This window comes from Candidatus Alcyoniella australis (assembly GCA_030765605.1).
Lineage (GTDB): Bacteria > Lernaellota > Lernaellaia > JAVCCG01 > Alcyoniellaceae > Alcyoniella > Alcyoniella australis.
The window spans coordinates 39232-55090 of record JAVCCG010000034.1; the positions used below are offsets into that span (position 1 = coordinate 39232).

Annotated in this window: 15 protein-coding genes; 10 read left to right on the forward strand and 5 right to left on the reverse strand. The window is 63.2% G+C overall.

Annotated elements, in window-relative coordinates; translation table 11 throughout:
* The first annotated feature begins 74 nt into the window (after positions 1–74).
* The 3 genes from P9M14_03925 to P9M14_03935 all read left to right on the forward strand — a co-directional run bounded on the left by P9M14_03925 (position 75) and on the right by P9M14_03935 (position 2845).
* Positions 75–1061, forward strand: a complete 987-nt coding sequence (locus P9M14_03925; GenBank protein ID MDP8254874.1) for a HAMP domain-containing sensor histidine kinase — start codon at positions 75–77, stop codon at positions 1059–1061.
* Positions 1062–1089: 28 nt separating this feature from the next.
* Entirely contained in the window at positions 1090–1491 is a 402-nt protein-coding gene (locus P9M14_03930) for a response regulator (protein ID MDP8254875.1), read from the forward strand.
* Between the two features lie 262 nt (positions 1492–1753).
* Positions 1754–2845: a DUF1566 domain-containing protein gene (locus P9M14_03935; protein MDP8254876.1), complete on the forward strand. Its 1092-nt coding sequence runs from the start codon at positions 1754–1756 to the stop codon at positions 2843–2845.
* Between the two features lie 238 nt (positions 2846–3083).
* On the opposite strand, the gene rodA is transcribed toward P9M14_03935, so the two are convergent.
* The 3 genes from rodA to P9M14_03950 are packed head-to-tail and all read right to left on the reverse strand — an operon-like array spanning position 3084 to position 7362.
* A complete protein-coding gene (rodA, locus tag P9M14_03940; GenBank protein MDP8254877.1) occupies positions 3084–4220 on the reverse strand; it encodes a rod shape-determining protein RodA in 1137 nt (378 codons plus the stop codon).
* Positions 4210–6054, reverse strand: coding sequence for a penicillin-binding protein 2 (mrdA, locus tag P9M14_03945; GenBank protein ID MDP8254878.1), 1845 nt, complete (start codon positions 6052–6054; stop codon positions 4210–4212). The genes rodA and mrdA overlap by 11 nt, the downstream gene beginning before the upstream one ends.
* Positions 6055–6099: 45 nt before the next feature.
* Positions 6100–7362: a radical SAM protein gene (locus tag P9M14_03950; protein ID MDP8254879.1), complete on the reverse strand. Its 1263-nt coding sequence runs from the start codon at positions 7360–7362 to the stop codon at positions 6100–6102.
* Between the two features lie 80 nt (positions 7363–7442).
* Between P9M14_03950 and P9M14_03955 the strand changes: the two genes are divergently transcribed.
* Entirely contained in the window at positions 7443–8984 is a 1542-nt protein-coding gene (locus P9M14_03955) for a hypothetical protein (protein ID MDP8254880.1), read from the forward strand.
* A gap of 138 nt (positions 8985–9122) precedes the next feature.
* Here the strand turns inward: P9M14_03955 and P9M14_03960 are convergent, their stop codons facing one another.
* A complete protein-coding gene (locus P9M14_03960; protein MDP8254881.1) occupies positions 9123–10730 on the reverse strand; it encodes a hypothetical protein in 1608 nt (535 codons plus the stop codon).
* A gap of 150 nt (positions 10731–10880) precedes the next feature.
* Between P9M14_03960 and P9M14_03965 the strand changes: the two genes are divergently transcribed.
* The 3 genes from P9M14_03965 to P9M14_03975 are packed head-to-tail and all read left to right on the forward strand — an operon-like array spanning position 10881 to position 12718.
* Entirely contained in the window at positions 10881–11264 is a 384-nt protein-coding gene (locus P9M14_03965) for a hypothetical protein (protein ID MDP8254882.1), read from the forward strand.
* Between the two features lies 1 nt (position 11265).
* Complete coding sequence (locus tag P9M14_03970; GenBank protein MDP8254883.1) at positions 11266–12300, forward strand: DUF2804 domain-containing protein; 1035 nt, start codon at positions 11266–11268, stop codon at positions 12298–12300.
* Position 12301: 1 nt separating this feature from the next.
* Positions 12302–12718 (forward strand): hypothetical protein, encoded by a 417-nt coding sequence (locus tag P9M14_03975; protein ID MDP8254884.1) that lies wholly within the window; start codon positions 12302–12304, stop codon positions 12716–12718.
* Positions 12719–12720: 2 nt separating this feature from the next.
* On the opposite strand, the gene thyX is transcribed toward P9M14_03975, so the two are convergent.
* Positions 12721–13356, reverse strand: a complete 636-nt coding sequence (gene thyX, locus P9M14_03980) for an FAD-dependent thymidylate synthase (protein MDP8254885.1) — start codon at positions 13354–13356, stop codon at positions 12721–12723.
* A gap of 184 nt (positions 13357–13540) precedes the next feature.
* Here thyX and P9M14_03985 point away from each other — a divergent pair, with 184 nt between their 5' ends.
* The 3 genes from P9M14_03985 to P9M14_03995 all read left to right on the forward strand — a co-directional run.
* Positions 13541–14488 carry a bifunctional riboflavin kinase/FAD synthetase gene (locus tag P9M14_03985; GenBank protein ID MDP8254886.1) on the forward strand — a complete coding sequence of 316 codons (948 nt, stop codon included), beginning with the start codon at positions 13541–13543 and terminating at the stop codon, positions 14486–14488.
* A complete protein-coding gene (locus P9M14_03990) occupies positions 14476–15561 on the forward strand; it encodes a lysylphosphatidylglycerol synthase transmembrane domain-containing protein (GenBank protein ID MDP8254887.1) in 1086 nt (361 codons plus the stop codon). The genes P9M14_03985 and P9M14_03990 overlap by 13 nt, the downstream gene beginning before the upstream one ends.
* A gap of 107 nt (positions 15562–15668) precedes the next feature.
* Positions 15669–15859: hypothetical protein (locus tag P9M14_03995; GenBank protein MDP8254888.1), on the forward strand; the 191-nt coding region annotated here is incomplete at its 3' end.

The following is a 15859-nucleotide window of genomic DNA, read 5'->3' on the forward strand; positions in this document are numbered from 1 at the left end:
CCGATGCATGACACCGTGTTATTGATAATTGCTGGTCAGCGATAATTCGGGTTTTTTAAAGCGGATGGATGGAGATGAAGCAGTCAAGCGCCGACCTGCGTAAGCGGGTTAATCAGATCTTGGAAATCGCGCCGGAGCAGGTCGTGCAGATTCCCGGCGAAGAAATCCAACTGCTGATTCGCGAGCTGGTCGCCGTCCATACCAGGTTGGCCGAGAAAACGCAGATCCTCGAATCCAACGGCCGCGACCGCAGCCGTAATCCGCTGGTCAACGACATCAGCAATAGGCATAGTTCGCTGGTGCCGCAGTCGCAGCTCGCGGCCCAGCTACAACAAGCGCAAAAATTAGAAGCGATCGGTACCCTGGCCAGCGGCGTGGCCCACGAGATCAACAATCCGCTGGCCGCGATCCTCAACTTCGCCGAACTGATCAGCGAGGAGCAGGAAAACAGCGAGAGCAGCCGCGACTACGCCACGCGCATCGTGGCCGAGACCAAACGCGTGGCCGACATCGTGCGCAACCTATTGGCCTTTACCCAGCCCGAGTCCAAAGACTCGTGCGGATTGCAGATCAGCGAGCTGATCGTCACCTCGTTGTCGCTGGTGCACACCATGCTGTGCAAGGACCTGATCGAGGTCTTCATCGACGTCAACGACGAGCTGCCGCCGGTGTGCGGCAACGGCCAGAAGATCCAGCAGGTGCTGGTCAACCTACTGACCAACGCCCGCGACGCGCTCAACGAGAAACACGTTGAGCCGGATAAAGACAAACTGCTTTTAATCAACGCCAAGAGCGAGCTGCGCAAGGAACAACCCGGCGTGGTGATCGAGATCGAGGATCACGGCGCGGGCATTGAGCGCGATATCATCCATCGAATTTTCGACCCGTTCTTCAGCACCAAGCCCCACGGGCAGGGCTCGGGGCTGGGGCTGTCGATAAGCTACAATATTATTAAACAACATCAGGGAGAGCTGACCGTAGAAAGCTTGCCTGGTCAGTACACGCGGTTCCAAATCTGGTTGCCTGCAGCGTTAAAAGCGCAGGACAACGCAACGGAATAAGTTCTTCAAGCTGGGGTGGGGATAAATCATGGCACGCGTACTTGTTGTAGACGACGAGCAAAACATCCGAATGGCGTTCAGCGAACTGCTGAGGCGCGATGGCCACGAGGTCTACGACGCTGGGGATGTCAAGGGGGCGTTTGCCCTGCTCAACCAGTACAAGTTCGACGTGGCCTTGCTCGACATCCACATCGACGAACGCCAGAGCGGGCTGGATCTGCTGGCCGCGATTAAGGACAACCACAGCGACGTCGAAGTGATCATGGTCACGGGCAAGCCGATGGCGAGCAACGTTTACCAGGCGCTGTGCGAGGGAATCTTCGTCTTCCTCGTCAAGCCGGTGATGGCCAACGAGCTGCGCGAGGTCGTGCGCAGCGCGGCCAACCCAAAGGCGATCAAGACCTCCGAGAAAACGCCCTCTGAAATTTAGCCTGGAATATTCAAGGGGCTCATACTGCGGCTCACAATAAGCTCGCAATAAATTGATCGTCGCGGCAAAGCTCGTTGAACCGCGAGCTTACTGCGCTCGAAATTTTCCAGCAGATCCAAGCCGGCCTGCTGACGAATCATCATCAATGATCCCGGTAGATTCTAACTCGGTGTGTCGTTGACTCACTTTTAACGATGTGAAAACATCCGGCCGGTAGCAAAAGCGGCGTAGCGCGGCTGCGCCGGCCGGAAGGAATCACACGATGCGTAACAGCTTAACCAAGGCGATTTTCGCACTGGCCCTGGTGCTTGGCCTGATCTTTTTCATCGGCGCCGCCTGCCCCACGGGCGTTGAAGAGGATGAGGACGAAGACGATCAGGAGCCGGTCGAGCGCGGACCGAGGCTGATCGACAACAGCGACGGCACGGTCTCGGACCTGGATCAAGGCTTGATGTGGCAGACCTCCGGCTCCAGCGAACAGCAGGCATGGTGGGTGGCCAACGAATATTGCGGCACGCTCAACAGTGTGGGGTACGCCGGATACAGCGACTGGCGTCTGCCGGACATCACCCAGCTGCGCACGCTGGTCGACGGCTGCGAGACCACCGGCGAGAGCGGAACCTGCGGTGTGGACGCGGACTGCCTGGATCGCGATGCGTGCTTTAACGCCGATTGCTACGGCTGCCGCCAATACGAGGGCCCCTCGGGCTGTTACTGGAACGAGCTGTTTGTGGGCCAGGACTGCGGGATGTATTGGTCGTCCTCCATCGAGCAGGGGAGCGAGCGCGCCTGGGGGCTGGACTTCTCCAACGCCTCGCTGGTCGACGAGCAGGGGACGCTGCCGGCCAACACGCGTTGCGTGCGGCCGCAGTACGCGCCGCTGATCGACAACGGCGATGGCACGGCCAGCGATCCGGTGAGCAAACTGACTTGGCAGAACACGCCCTCCAAGTTCGCCTGGGACTACGACGACGCGTTGATCTACTGCCAGGAGCTGACCCTGGCAGAGCACAAAGATTGGCGACTGCCCCAAATCGACGAGCTGCGTTCGCTGGTGCGCGGCTGCCCGCAGACCGAGCGCGGCGGACGTTGCGACGTTACTCCCGAGTGCCTGCTCAACGCCTGCTACGATGATAATTGCAAGGGCTGCACCGACGATGAGGGCCCGCGCTACGACGCGCTGTTGACCAACCGCGAGTACGCGCCGAACCATAACTACATCTCGGCCACGTTCCACCCCTCCGAGGGCCGCGCCGACGACCAGTGCGCTTGGTACGTTGATTTCAATTACGGCCGCGTGGCCTGCCTGTATAACAACGCCCAGGCCGAGGTGCGCTGCGTGCGCGACCGCTGATCCGGGACTGGGGTAAATGATGACAATATTTGAGTAAACGCGAGCAGGGCCGGCTCAAAGCCGCCTCGGCGAGCCTACACACAAAGATCGTTTTTACGATCTTTACTCCACCTCACGAATCTTCCGACGCGGGGTGGATCAATGTATTACGACCATAGATGTTCGCGAGCCTTGCCCCCGGCTCAAAGCCGGGCGCGGGGAGGGTCGTTGCATTACGACCAGCGTTCTACGCGAGCAATTAAAAGATGTAGCGCCGGGTGGAGATGTTCATCAGCAGCCCCACGGCGATCATCATCACGATCAGGTTGGTGCGGCCGAAGCTGAAAAACGGCAGGGTCACGCCGACCACCGGCAGCACGCCCAGGGTCATGCCGATGTTGATGAACACGTGCCAGAACAGCCCCGCGGTCAGCCCCACGGCCAGGATTCGGCCGTAGCTGTCCTTGCTGCGCCAGACCACGACCAGACCCCAGGCGATCAGCAGGAAGAACAGCAGCAGCACGAAAATGCTGCCGGCGAATCCCCATTCCTCGGCGATCACCGAGAACACAAAGTCGGTATGGTGCTCGGGCAGGAAGCGCAGCCTGCTCTGCGTGCCGTGCATATAGCCCTTGCCCAGCCAGCGTCCGGAGCCGATAGCGATCAGCGACTGCTGGATATGGTACCCCGCGCCCTGGGGATCGGACTGCGGGTTGATCAGGGTGGTGATTCGCAATTTTTGGTAGTCCTTGAGCACCCACAACCAGATCGCGGGCAGCACCAGCAGGGCCGAGATCCCCAGGCCGAGCAGCGTCTTCCAGTGCACCCGCGCGTAAAGCAGCACGGTCGTGCCCACCAGTCCGATGATGATCGCCGTGCCCAAGTCGGGCTGGGCCATGATCAACAGCATCGGCAAGGCGATGATCGCCATCGGCGCCAACAGCTCCTTGAAGGTGTAGGGCCGGTATCTTTTATTTTGGGTAAACCACCGCGCGAGCATCAAGGGCACGGCGATCTTCATCAGCTCCGAGGGCTGCAACGTCATCGAGCCGTAGCCGATCCAGCGCGTGGCTCCCTTGCGCGTCTCGCCGAAAGCCAACACCAGGATCAGCAGCCCGATCATCCCCACGTAGATTCCCGGCGTGGCGACCTCGAAGTAGCGATAGTTCAGCGAGAAGGCCACGACCAGCAGGATTCCGCCGATGGCCAGCGCCATCAGTTGGCGTTCGACCAGCAGGTCGCCATCGCTCTCGTCCACGGACATCAGGTTGAAAATCCCGGCAACCAACAGCAGCGAGACCATGATCATCATCGGCCAATCGAAGTTAATCAGCATCCGCCGGTCGATGCGGCCGGTGAAGCGGCTGTCCGCGTGGCTGAAGCGCCTACGGCTCATGCCGGGGCTCCTGCTTGTCGAAGTAGGCTTCGAGCACTTTCTTGGCCACCGGAGCGGCCAACGAGCCGCCGTGACCCGCGCGCTCGATCAGCACCACCACCACAATCTGTGGGTCCTCGGCCGGCGCGTAACAGGCGAACCAGGCGTGGTCGCCGCGCTCGACGATTGTGCTGCCGTCGGGCATGGTCAGACGCTTGGCCGAGGCCTGGGCCGTTCCGGTCTTGCCCGCGACCGTGATGTTGCGCATTCGCGCTATACGTCCGGTGCCGTGCGCGTCGTTGACTACCCCGACCAGGGAGTTGTGTACGCGTTCGAGCACCTGCGGCGAAACATCGAGTTGCCCGACCTGTTCACTGCTGAAGTTGCGCATCACGTTGCCGTGCAGGTCTAGCATGCGCCAGGCCAACTGCGGCTTGTAGATGGCGCCGTTGTTGGCGATCGCCGCGAAGGCCACGGCGAGTTGCAACGGCGATGCCAGCAGATAGCCTTGGCCGATCGATGTGTTCAGCGTATCGCCGGGGTACCAACGCGGGTTGTCCGGGAAGTGCTTGGCCTTCCAGTCGCGGTCGGGCACCGTGCCCGTGACCTCCGAGGGCAGGTCGATTCCGCTGAGCCGGCCGTAGCCGAACATCCGGGCGTAGCGCGAGATGGTGTCGATCCCCACGCTGTGCCCCACGCGGTAGAAGTAGGTGTCGCAGCTTTGCACCATTGCGTTGTGGAAGTTGACCGCGCCGTGCCCGGTGCGCAGCCAGCAGCGGAAGAAGCGGTTGCCCAGTTTCCAGCCGCCGGGGCAGTGCACCTGAGTGCTGGGCGTGATGATCTTTTCGGCCAGGGCCGCCGTGCCGATCACCGGCTTGAACGTCGAGCCCGGCGGGTAACAGCCGTGGATGTTGCGGTTCATCAGCGGCCGGTGCGGATCGCTCATCAGGCTTTGCCAGTCCTCGGGGTCGAGGAAGCGCGAGAAGACCGAGGCGTCGTAGGTCGGGCCGGAGTGCATCGCCAGCACCGCGCCGTTGCGCGGATCGAGGGCCACGGCCGCGCCCGGGCGGTTGCCCATTGCCTCGGCCATCACCCTTTGCAAATCGAGGTCCACGTACAGCTGCAGATCGTGACCCGGCGTCGGGTCCTTGCGCCGCAGCGTTCTGATCCGCCGCCCCAGGGCGTTCTCTTCGACCTGCTCGAAGCCGTCTTCGCCGCACAAATATTCGTTGTAGATCAGCTCCAGGCCCGAACGCCCCTCGTATTCTGAATGGCTCAGGTCGTCGTAGCCCGGCGTGGTCACGCGGCGGCAGTAGCCCAGGGCCTGGGACATCAGCCCGCCCTCGGGGTAGACGCGCTTGGTCTCCTGCTTGATGTCCAGCGCGTAGGGCTCCTCGCTGAGCATCTGTCCGTGCATGACCTGGCCGACCACCTCGCGGTCGACGTCGGCGGCGATGCGGATCGGGGCCGAGCCCGAACGCTCGAGCTGGGCCAGCGCCCGCTGCGGGTTGAGCCCAAAGGTGGCGCAAGCGCGGCGTAGAAAGCTCTCTCGCTCTTCGGAGGCAAGTCGCTTGGGCAGGAAGTAGACGTCGAAGCTCAGCCCGTTGTCGACGATAATCCGCCCCTCGCGGTCCAGGACCTTGCCCCTGGTCGGCGCGAGTTGCAGGGTGCGCATGCGGTTCTGCTCGGCCATCTGCGCCAGTTCCTCGCCGCGCATCACCTGCAGGTGCCACAGCCTGCCGGCCAGCAGCGCAAAGGCCAGCAGCAGCACGGCCACCGCGTAGAACAGGCTGCTGCGCAGATGTTGCGCCTCATCCTGTTGAGTTTCGAACTGGGTCTGCCGGAGGTTGGACACGGATATCTTCTATCTGTTGTTTACAGCGACGGCAAGGGCGGGGCGCTAACAGCCCATGGGCCAGCTTCCGCCGGGCCGCACGAAGCTGTTGTAGTAGCAAAACGGGAACGCGCCGCGTCCCTCGAGGTAGACGTGGTGGCAGTTCAGCCCGGCATCAAGGTCGAAAGCGTCGTTGTCGTAAAACTTCTCGATGTTGCAGATCAGCAGGTCCGATGAGAAGTCGCCGCCGTCGTAACGCGCCAACCCCGGCAACTGCGCCAGCAACCGCAGCCATTGCCCCGGATGGCTCAGGCCGTAGCGCGCCTGGAACAACCGAGAGATCGGCAGCAGTCGGCCGCCTTGGTTTTGCAAGATGAACGGGAAGATGCACGGACGCGGTCGCAGCAGCGGGTGGTGCGTGAGTGCAAAGGCGCGCCGTGTCATCTCCTTGAAGCGCAGCACGTCCTCGGGCGTGACCTGGCCGTCGGTGGTGCGCTCGATGGCGCGCAGCACGTCCGCGGCGTCGGTGCGCTCGCTGTGCTCGTCGAGCCGTCCCACCACGGACTGCGGATAGAAGCTGACGCGGCGCACGTGCGGCAGGTCCATTGCCCGGCGCAGGATCGCGCCGACCTGATCGTCGTTGGTCCCCTTGACCACCATCATCGCGAAGTGCACCAGGAAGCCGTGGCGTTCGAGCAGTTCGAGCACGCGGTCCTTGTGCGCGGTCAGGTCGCGTCCGCGGAACTTGATCGAGATCTCGGGGTCGAGCCCGTCGATCTGCAGGATCACCCAGCGCAGCCCTGCGCGCCGCAGCTCGCGCAGCAACCCCTCGTCGCTCAGCGCCAAGCCGTTGGAGTTCAGCCGCGGCTCGTAGCCCTTGGCGCGCACCAGCTCGACGATCTGCGGCAGGTCGGGCCTGACCGTCGACTCGCCGCCGACCAGCGCCAGGTTGGGCCGAAAGCCCTTGGCCGGCGCCTGGGGTACGATCCGTTCCAGTTCCTCCAACGTCGGCTCGATCACCTCGGCGTTGGCGTCGGCGAAACAGATCGGGCAGTTCAGGTTGCAACGGTTGGTTACGTCCAGGGCCAAGGTGGTGATGAAGCGCGAGGCAGTGCCCCAGAACGGCCGCAGGTCGCCCGCGGGCAGTCGCTCACTCACCGAGGCCGCCTCGCTGCGACGGTATAGATCTGCGTCCGAGCTCAGGCGTACGATTTGCTCGCCGTGCTCCGGGCACTGGCGGCGGACGTACAGCGCGCCGTCGCGCTCGAACCGTTCGCCGTCGAGCACTCGGCCGCATTCGGGGCAGGGGGTGCGCATCGAGTTGTTCATCAGAGGGGCATTATACATATCGAGCGCACGAAATATCAGGATGGTTGACCTTGATTGCGGGGCCCGCATATTCTTCGTGCATGACGCACCGCGCACCAACGGCACGACCTGTGCGCTTCCCGGACCGCTGTCTAATCGTCGCCTGTCTGATCGCAGCGGCGCACGCGATTGTCTATTTCGCGCTGCTGGCGGCCAAGTGGACGACCTTCGATCCGGCGTTGCTCGACGCGGCGAGCCTGGCCTGGATGATGGGCGATATGCTCGACGTCTCGGGCATTTCGGGCTACTGGTGGCGCGGCGTGGTCTGGATGATCCAGCCGCTGACCTTCCTCTGGATCGTACCGCTGGCGATTTTCAATCATCCGCTGCCGCTGCTGGCCCACGGTCCGCTGTGGACCGCTCTGGGCGGGCTGTTCTGTTTTGCCCTGGGGCGCAGGCTCAGCGGCTCGGGCTTGGTCGGACTGGCCTGCGAGCTGCTGGTGCTGCTCAACCCCTATACTGCGCTGCTGTGCTTGGCCGGAGTGGTGCCCGGAGCCGAGGGCATGGCTCTGGTGCCCGCGATGTTGCTCTACCGCTACTCGGGACGAATGCGCGCGTTCACCGTGGCCGCGGTGCTGCTGGCCATGTGCCGCATCGACTTCATCCCCGCGCTGTTGCTGTGGGGCGTGTGGATGCGCTGGCGCGAACGTTCGCGGCCGTTTGGCAGGCGCGCGATGCTGGTCGGCGGCGTGGCCCTGGCCGCCACCCTGGCGTTCTCTGCGCTGCTGCTCTCGCCCAACGCCGGCATGGCCTGGGGCGATCTGCATTTGGGAACGGGAGCAACGTTCGATCCACTGTTCGACGTATTCAGCGCTGACAATCTGCGTCATCTGCCGCTGCTGCTCGGGCTGTTGTTTCTGCCGCTGATCGCGCCGGGCCTGCTGGTGCCGACTCTGGTCTCGTTGGCGATGGTGCTGCTGACCACCAGCGGCGCGCTGGCCGATCGACCGCGCCGCGAATTGTGTTTCGATCCGGACTCCGTGGTCTCGCTGTGGATCACCCACTACCGCGTGCTGCTGCCGTTCTTCTCCGCAGCGGCGGTGGTCGGCGCGATCCGGCTGCACAAGCGGATGGCCGCACGCTTGGGCCCCAGGGCCGCGCCGCTGCTCGCCGGATCAATAATAGTTCTGGCGCTGGCCGTACACGTGATGTTCACGCCCGCGATCTTCGGTCCCGCGCCGCTGACCCCGCAGTTCAACCGTGAGGCTTATGCCCAGACGCCGCGGGCGCGGCTGGGTTGGGAGTTTCTCGCCCAGGTGCCCGAGGACGACCCAGCGCTGATGTCCGACACGTTCTACTTTCGCGCCTGGCGTCACGGCAAACGCCAACTGCTGTTCTCCGGCCAGGACGAGTTGGCGTTTCAGAACTGGGCGTTGATCGACCTCTATGCGCCGGCGATCTACCTCAGCCGCGCCGAGCTGGTCCAGCGCACGCTGCTGATGCTCGATCCGCGCTACTACGGCGTGGTGCGCTTTGAGGACGGCTATCTGCTGCTGCGCCGCGGCGAAGAGCGCACGCGCAACGCCGAGGTCCGGCGCTGGATCGAGGACAACCGGCAGCGACTGCTCCGCGCCCGGCTTTGAGCCGGGCACCTTTGAGGCGGCTTTGAGCCGCCGCAAAAACTCGCGCAGCACGCTGGTCGTAATTCCACAGGCCGCGCCGCTCTCTCTCCCTCGCTTACGGGGCGGATCGTGGCCTTACGTTGGGCGGACTGTGCGAGCCTAATCCGTAGGCTGAAATTCGGGATTCACAGTATTGGAGAGCTTGATGCGAAAGACCCCTGCGCCGCTGGTGACGTAGGCGTTGCCGCGTTCGTCGGTCGAGACCCAGCGCGCGCGCGGCCCCAGGCGATAGGAGGCCACGGGCAGCAGCTTGCGGTCGAGCACCACGATGCGGCCGCTGAGGAAGTTCGCCGCGATCAGCCGTTTCTCGGGCCCGGCTGAATACGCCAGATGGCGCAGACCGCGCTCGAGATCGACCCGCGCCACGGCGCGCGGAACGTCTTGCGACAAGTCAATCTCGGTCAGGGTACCGGTGAACATCCGCGAGACGAATAGCGAGCCGTCCGCGACCAGCAGTTGGTAACGATCGAGTCGCTGTAGGCCAGTGCGCTCGGAGCAGGGCGTGGCGTCGCCGTAAAAGCCTTCGCGCGTCAGGCCCTCGAGGTCCCAACATTGCCCGACGTTGAACGGCGCCTCGGTGCCAAAGCTGGTCAGCTTACCCTCCTCGCCGGTCTGCCAGACCGTGTTGCGCTCGGCGTCCAGGGCGATGTCCAGGGTCTGCTGGCCCAGCTCGACTTGTGCCAGTAGCGCGCCGTCAGGGTCCAGGGCCAGCACGGCCGAGCTCAGATCTTGGGCCATGAACAGCTTGCCGTTGTGCGGATCGCGTCGCAGCAGTCCGGTGCGCACGCCGTTCAGCGGCGTCTTGCGCAACAAGTTTCCATTGTGAACATCGAGCTCGAGCAGCGCACAGTCGCGCAGGTCGCCAGCCAGCAGTCGCGGCCGTTGTTCATCCAGCGACTCGCAGATTGCCAGCAGGTTGTCCGACAACGTGCCGTTGACCGCGATCCGCCGCAGCACACCGGGGCTCTCCGGGTCCAGGGCCAGCAGCGTGCTGGAGCCCAGCTCGGAGCGTGCGCCGATCCATAGCGTGTGCTCGTCGCAGCCGGGCACGGCAAAACGCAGATGCCCGGGCAAATCGCCGCCCTGGTAGCCGATCAACATTCGCACGGCCGGACGCAGCGAATCCTCGGGCGCGGGCCAGGTGGCAATGTAGAACGAACCGAGGATCGCGTACTGGCCGATCAGCAGCCAGCCCACGGCCCAGGCCGCGGCGCGTCCGGGTTTCCAGGCCGCGCCCAGGGCCAGGAATACCCCGACGAACAGCACGGCGACCAGCAATAGGTCGAGAGTAAGACCAAGGCGGCCGATTAGCAGCGCGGGCAGCAGGGCCAGGGCCGTGTAGCCCGCCGCGAACAGTCGGCCGAGCAGGGGCGCGCGCAGCATCGCCCAGTTGACCGGCGCCAGCAACAACAGCAACACGGCCAGCCGCGGGGCAATGCCCAGGGCCATGCGGCTGGCGGTGAGATAAAAGCCCAGCCCCACCAGCAGCAGGCCGAGTCCGGCGATCATGTTGATCGCGGCGAGCAGGCTGCGCGGACGCGGCAGGATCAACGCCGGGAGCACCACGGCCGCGGCCACTACCGCCGCAGCACGCGGGTTGGTCAGGGCGGCCCAGCCGATCAGCGGCGTGCCGAGGGTCAGCGCCAGGCCCGCGCGCCATACTCGGCGCCAGAGCCCTCCCAGGTGGCGGTCGTGGATTCGGGACATCTTGCTTGGCAAAATACGGTCGGCCCCAGCAGGCAGTCAAGCCCGCCATCGCTGTGGGGATGCGTCGCGCACGGTTGGAGATGGTTCTGGATTGCCGTGCTTTCTGATAATCTCGGACGAAATTACCTGAGCGTTCTTTAGGGAGGGGCGATGTACGACCAGCAACGCCTTGGAGGATACGCGCCGATTCCAGGTCCTGCGATTCCCGAGCTGCGGCATTCGGGCCCGGGTATCGCCTCGTTTATCATCGCCCTGCTTGCCGGGATCTCGATGGCTTTCGTGATACTGATCGCAGGCGTAATGGAGACCTCCGCGCCCGGCGGTATGGACACGGACGCGCCCGAGACCATCGCCGTGGGGTTCGGCGTGTGCTGCGACGTGATGTTGTTCGGAATCGGCGCCGTGCTCGGTCTGGTCGGTGTGCTTCAACGCGAGCGTAAAAAGATCTTTGCCATAATGGGACTGATCTTCAACGGAATTGCATGCGGCGGCATGCTGCTGCTGATCCTGATCGGTCTTGCACTAGGAGGTTGAAATGCAGCATGAGATCACCAATTCGGACCAGTTGCTGGACAAGGACGGGCGGCTTAAACAGCGTGGATACGCGCGCCGGCCGCTGTTGCACTACAACCCGGAGAACGTGCGGGCCCTGAGGCTGGGGCCGCTGAACCGGCTGCGGCTCAAGGAGTGGGACTACTACGCCGTGACCACTCCCCAATGCTTTTTCTCGGTGACCGTGGCCAACATCGGCTACATCGGTCTGGTCTTTGCCTACATGATCGACTTCGAGAGCCTGCGGATAGACCACGCCCAGGCGGTCACGCCCTTGGGATTGGGCTGCACCATGCCCCGCTCGAGCGAGAACGGCGACATCCGCTTTCGCTGGCCTGGGGTCTCGATCGAGATGCTGCGCAAGGTCGGCCGCCGCGAGATCAAGGTCGATTGGCGACGTTTCAAGGACAACAAGCCGCTGCACGCCGAGCTGAGCATCGAGCAACCCGAGCAGTTCGAGAGCATCGTGATGGTCACGCCCATCGGCGAGCGGCGCTTCTACTACAACCAGAAGATTAACTGCATGCCCACCAGCGGAGAGCTGACATTGGGCCGCGAGCGCATCGAGTTTCAGCCCGACCAGGCCCTGGCCACACTCGACTGGGGCCGCGGGGTCTGGGAGTACTCGACGTTCTGGAACTGGGCCAGCGCCTCGGGCTTTTTATCCAAGAACACCACCATCGGGCTCAACCTGGGCTCGGGCTTCGGCGACCTGAGCGCGGCCACGGAGAACTGCTTTTTCATCAACGGCACGATGCACAAGCTGGGCTGGGTCGACATCGAGTACGACAACTCCAACTACATGCTCCCCTGGCGCTTCACCGAGGCCGACGGTAGGCTCGATCTGACGCTCAAGCCGTTTGTCGACCGCGGCGAAAACCTCAACCTGGGGCTGCTGGCCACGCGCACCCATCAGATGTTCGGCCGCTACGAGGGATTCGTGATCGACGAGGCGGGTAAAAAAATCAAAGTCAAGGACCTGATCGGCTGGGCCGAGGAACACAAGGCAAGGTGGTGAGATGCAAGTCAAGACCTTTCGCAGATACCTGGCGATCAAGGCCGCGGCGTTCGGCGCGCTGTACCTGCTGTTTCTCGGGATCACGCTGCTGCGCGGGCAGCCGATCGGGCAGGTGCTCTACGAGCTGTCCGCGATCACCATGATGTTTTGCGCCTACGTGATCGTCGAGTTCCAGGTGATCATCCCCGAGCGCATTCTGGGCCGCCCCGAGGTGGTCGAGTCCACCGGCCGCAGGCTGGCCGGGCTGCTGGTTCCCCTGGCCGTGCCGTTTCTGGCCTTCACCGTAGTGCGTATCTCAACCGACGACGTGCTGCATCGCGCCGTAGGCCTGGCCATCGCCAGCCAGGCGATGCTGTTCTATATCGTGCTCAAGTCCGAGAGCCTGGTGCGCTTCCTGCGCGAGGAGCAGCACAAATAGGCTCAGACCTCCGGCTGAGGATCCTCGACCAGATCGCCGAACACGTCGGGCAGCAGCTCGCAGAAGCGCTCGAAGATTTGCATGAACAAATCGCGGATCTCCCATTGGGCGCGGCGGTTGAGGGCGCGTTCCTGGAACACGTGACGCCACTGGCGCAGGTTGAACGTGGCCACGACCTCGGTCTTTAGCGCGTTGGGCAACACCGAACGCGCGTCCTCGGCGGGCACCCCAAGCTCGCGTAGTTGCAGGTAGCTTTTGTAGGCCCCTTCCACGCTTTGGCGCCATACGCTTTGGGCCGCGGGATCGTCTGCAATGCGCGGCGGCACGATCGCCTCGGGCTCGCGTTTGCCGTAGTCCACGTAGCGCTGGCTTTCCTGGCTGAACGAGCCCAGCCGATGGCGCACCAGCTGGTGGCTGGTCGAGCGGTCGCAGACGATGCGCACGGTGATCGCGCAGTGCTCGATCACCGACTGGTGACCGGCGCGCACCAGGCGGCGCACGAACGGAGCGGCGGAATCATCGTCCATGCGCGCCTCGCTCTTGTAGCAGGTGCGGCCCGCAGCCTCGATCTGGCGCAAGTAGTCGGCGATCTGCGCCAGGGGAGTCAAAATCTCGAACGAAGGGGGAACGATCTGCATCGATAATCCGCTGTCAATATGTTGAGTGGAACACTGCGGGCTAGTCTACCCACGAGCCTTTGCCTTGACCACCCCAGGGGCGCGGGCTATCATCCGCGCACGATTTTCCACACGATTCACATCCCGGGAGGCCCGTGGAAACAGCACGGATAAAGCCCGATAAATCAATATCGAGGGCTGCTCGATGAGGCTGCTGCGCGATCCGCTCGACGCCGGCGACCTGCGTTCGTCCGTGGTGACCATCGGCAATTTCGACGGCGTTCACCTGGGTCATCGCGTAGTGTTTGACCGCGCGCTGGCCGAGGCCAAACAGCGCAATGCGCCGTGTGTGGCAATCACCTTTGAGCCGCATCCGGTCAAGTTCCTGCGCCCCGAGAAGCACCTGCGGCTGATCTATCCCTACTCCGAACGCGTGCAGGGGATCGAGGCCCTGGGCGTGGACGCGCTGGTGATCCAGACTTTCGACGATAGTCTGCGCAGCACTTCGGCGTTCGACTATTGCCGCGACTTTCTGCGAGGCGTGCTCGATATTCGGCACCTGGTGGTGGGGCACGACTTCACGTTCGGCCGCGGCCGTGACGGATCGTTCGAGCACCTGAGCCGCATCGGCGAGGAGTTCGGGTTCAGCGTAGAGCGGGTCCCGGCGTTGCAGATCCAGGGCGAGCCGGTGTCGTCCTCGCGCATCCGCAAGGCGATTATCCGTGGCGAGGTCGCGCTGGTGCGGCAACTGCTGGGCGGGCCGTTCAGCCTGGTCGGCGAGGTGGTGCCCGGCGACGGGCGCGGCGGCGCGCAGCTGGGTTTTCCCACGGCCAACCTCTCGGTGCAGCGCGAGTTGATCCCAGCCCAGGGTGTGTACCTGACCTGTGTTGAGTACGGCGGCGAGCGCTTTGCCGCGCTGACCAACGTCGGTGACAACCCGACGTTTCACCACCACGAGATCCCGCCGCGGGTCGAGACCTGGATCATCGACTTTGACCGCGATATCCTGGGCCGGGAAATCCGCGTACACTTCATCGAGCGACTGCGCGAGGAACTGACGTTCTCCACAAAGGAAGAGCTGATCGAACGCATCCGGCAAGACGAGAAACAGGCCCGGAAAATGCTGATCAAGGTCGACCCGTGCGCTTTTTAAAAAGCTGGAAGTTCTGGCTGAGCATCAGCGTCAGCGCACTGTTTATCTACCTGTTTCTCCGGAGCACCGATTTAAGCGAGATCGGTCACGAGATGGCCCAGGCCGACTGGCTGCTGGTCGCGATGAACATCGCGCTGCTCTTCCCGCTGCTGTATTTGCGCGGCTACCGCTGGAAGCTGCTGGTCAAGCCGATCAAGGACGTGCGCGCCTGGATTCTGTTCGAGTCGACCTGCATCGGATTCGCCACCAACAACATCCTGCCCGCGCGCATGGGCGAGCTGGCCAAGGCCTACTACCTGGGCAAGCGCGGGGGGCTGCCGGTCACCAAGAGCTTCAGCTCGGTGGTTACCGAACGGCTCTACGATACGTTCACGTTGTTCGGCATGGTGATCGTGCTGCTGTTTTTCTACGAATTCCCCTGGTTCGACCAAGTGTTCACCAAGCCGATTTTGGCGGGCACCCGATTCGAGTTTACGCCGACCCAGGAGAGCCTGAAGCTGATCATGGCCGTGGGCTACGTGGCGGGGCTGGCGTTCACCATCGGCGTGCTCTGGGGGCTCAAGCGCCGCACCGAGCAGACGATCCGCGTGCTGCTCTGGCCGCTGAAGCCGTTCAGCCAACGCCTGCGCGATAAGCTCGCCGAACTGCTGCGGCACTTCATCGGGGGCTTTGTCCACCCGACAAAGCCGCTCGAGGTTTTTCTGCTGCTGCTGACCTCGGTGCTGCTGTGGGTCTTCTCGGTGTTCGTGGTCCACGCCTCGGTGGCCGCGTTCGACGTGCTGCTGGACTTCCGCCAGGCTTCGTTCGTGCTCGTGGCGGTGATTTTTGCGATCATGATTCCGGCCAGCCCGGGATACGTGGGGACCTACCACTACGCGGTGGGCATTTCGCTGGTGGCCGTGACCGCCATGACCGCCGTGCCCGTGACCCCGGAAAAAGCCGCGGGCATCGCCGTGGTGGTCCACGCGGTGAACTACCTGCCCCAAACCCTCAGCGGCCTGTTCTTCATGGCCAAAGCCGGCATCGGCATCTCCGACATCTCCCACGCACCCGAAGAGACGGAGAGCGAGTAGTCTGTCTGCCTTCTGCTTGAATACGCCATATAGCGCTGGTATTTACACATGCGAAACAATTATGTATATTAACAGCAAGACATATTTATATTCGAGAGCGGTTAATAATGCGCTTCTGTGTATTTCCCAAAACGCCCATACGGCGAAGTTGGCTTATTGCTATAATATTAGTAGCCATTTGCCCGAGTTGCGGCAATGATGCCGACAATGTTCGGTTGGGCGATATGGACGGCGACGCAGGTGATGACGATATCGATGATGATGATTCAGATAACCCGGCCGATGACGACGATGATGA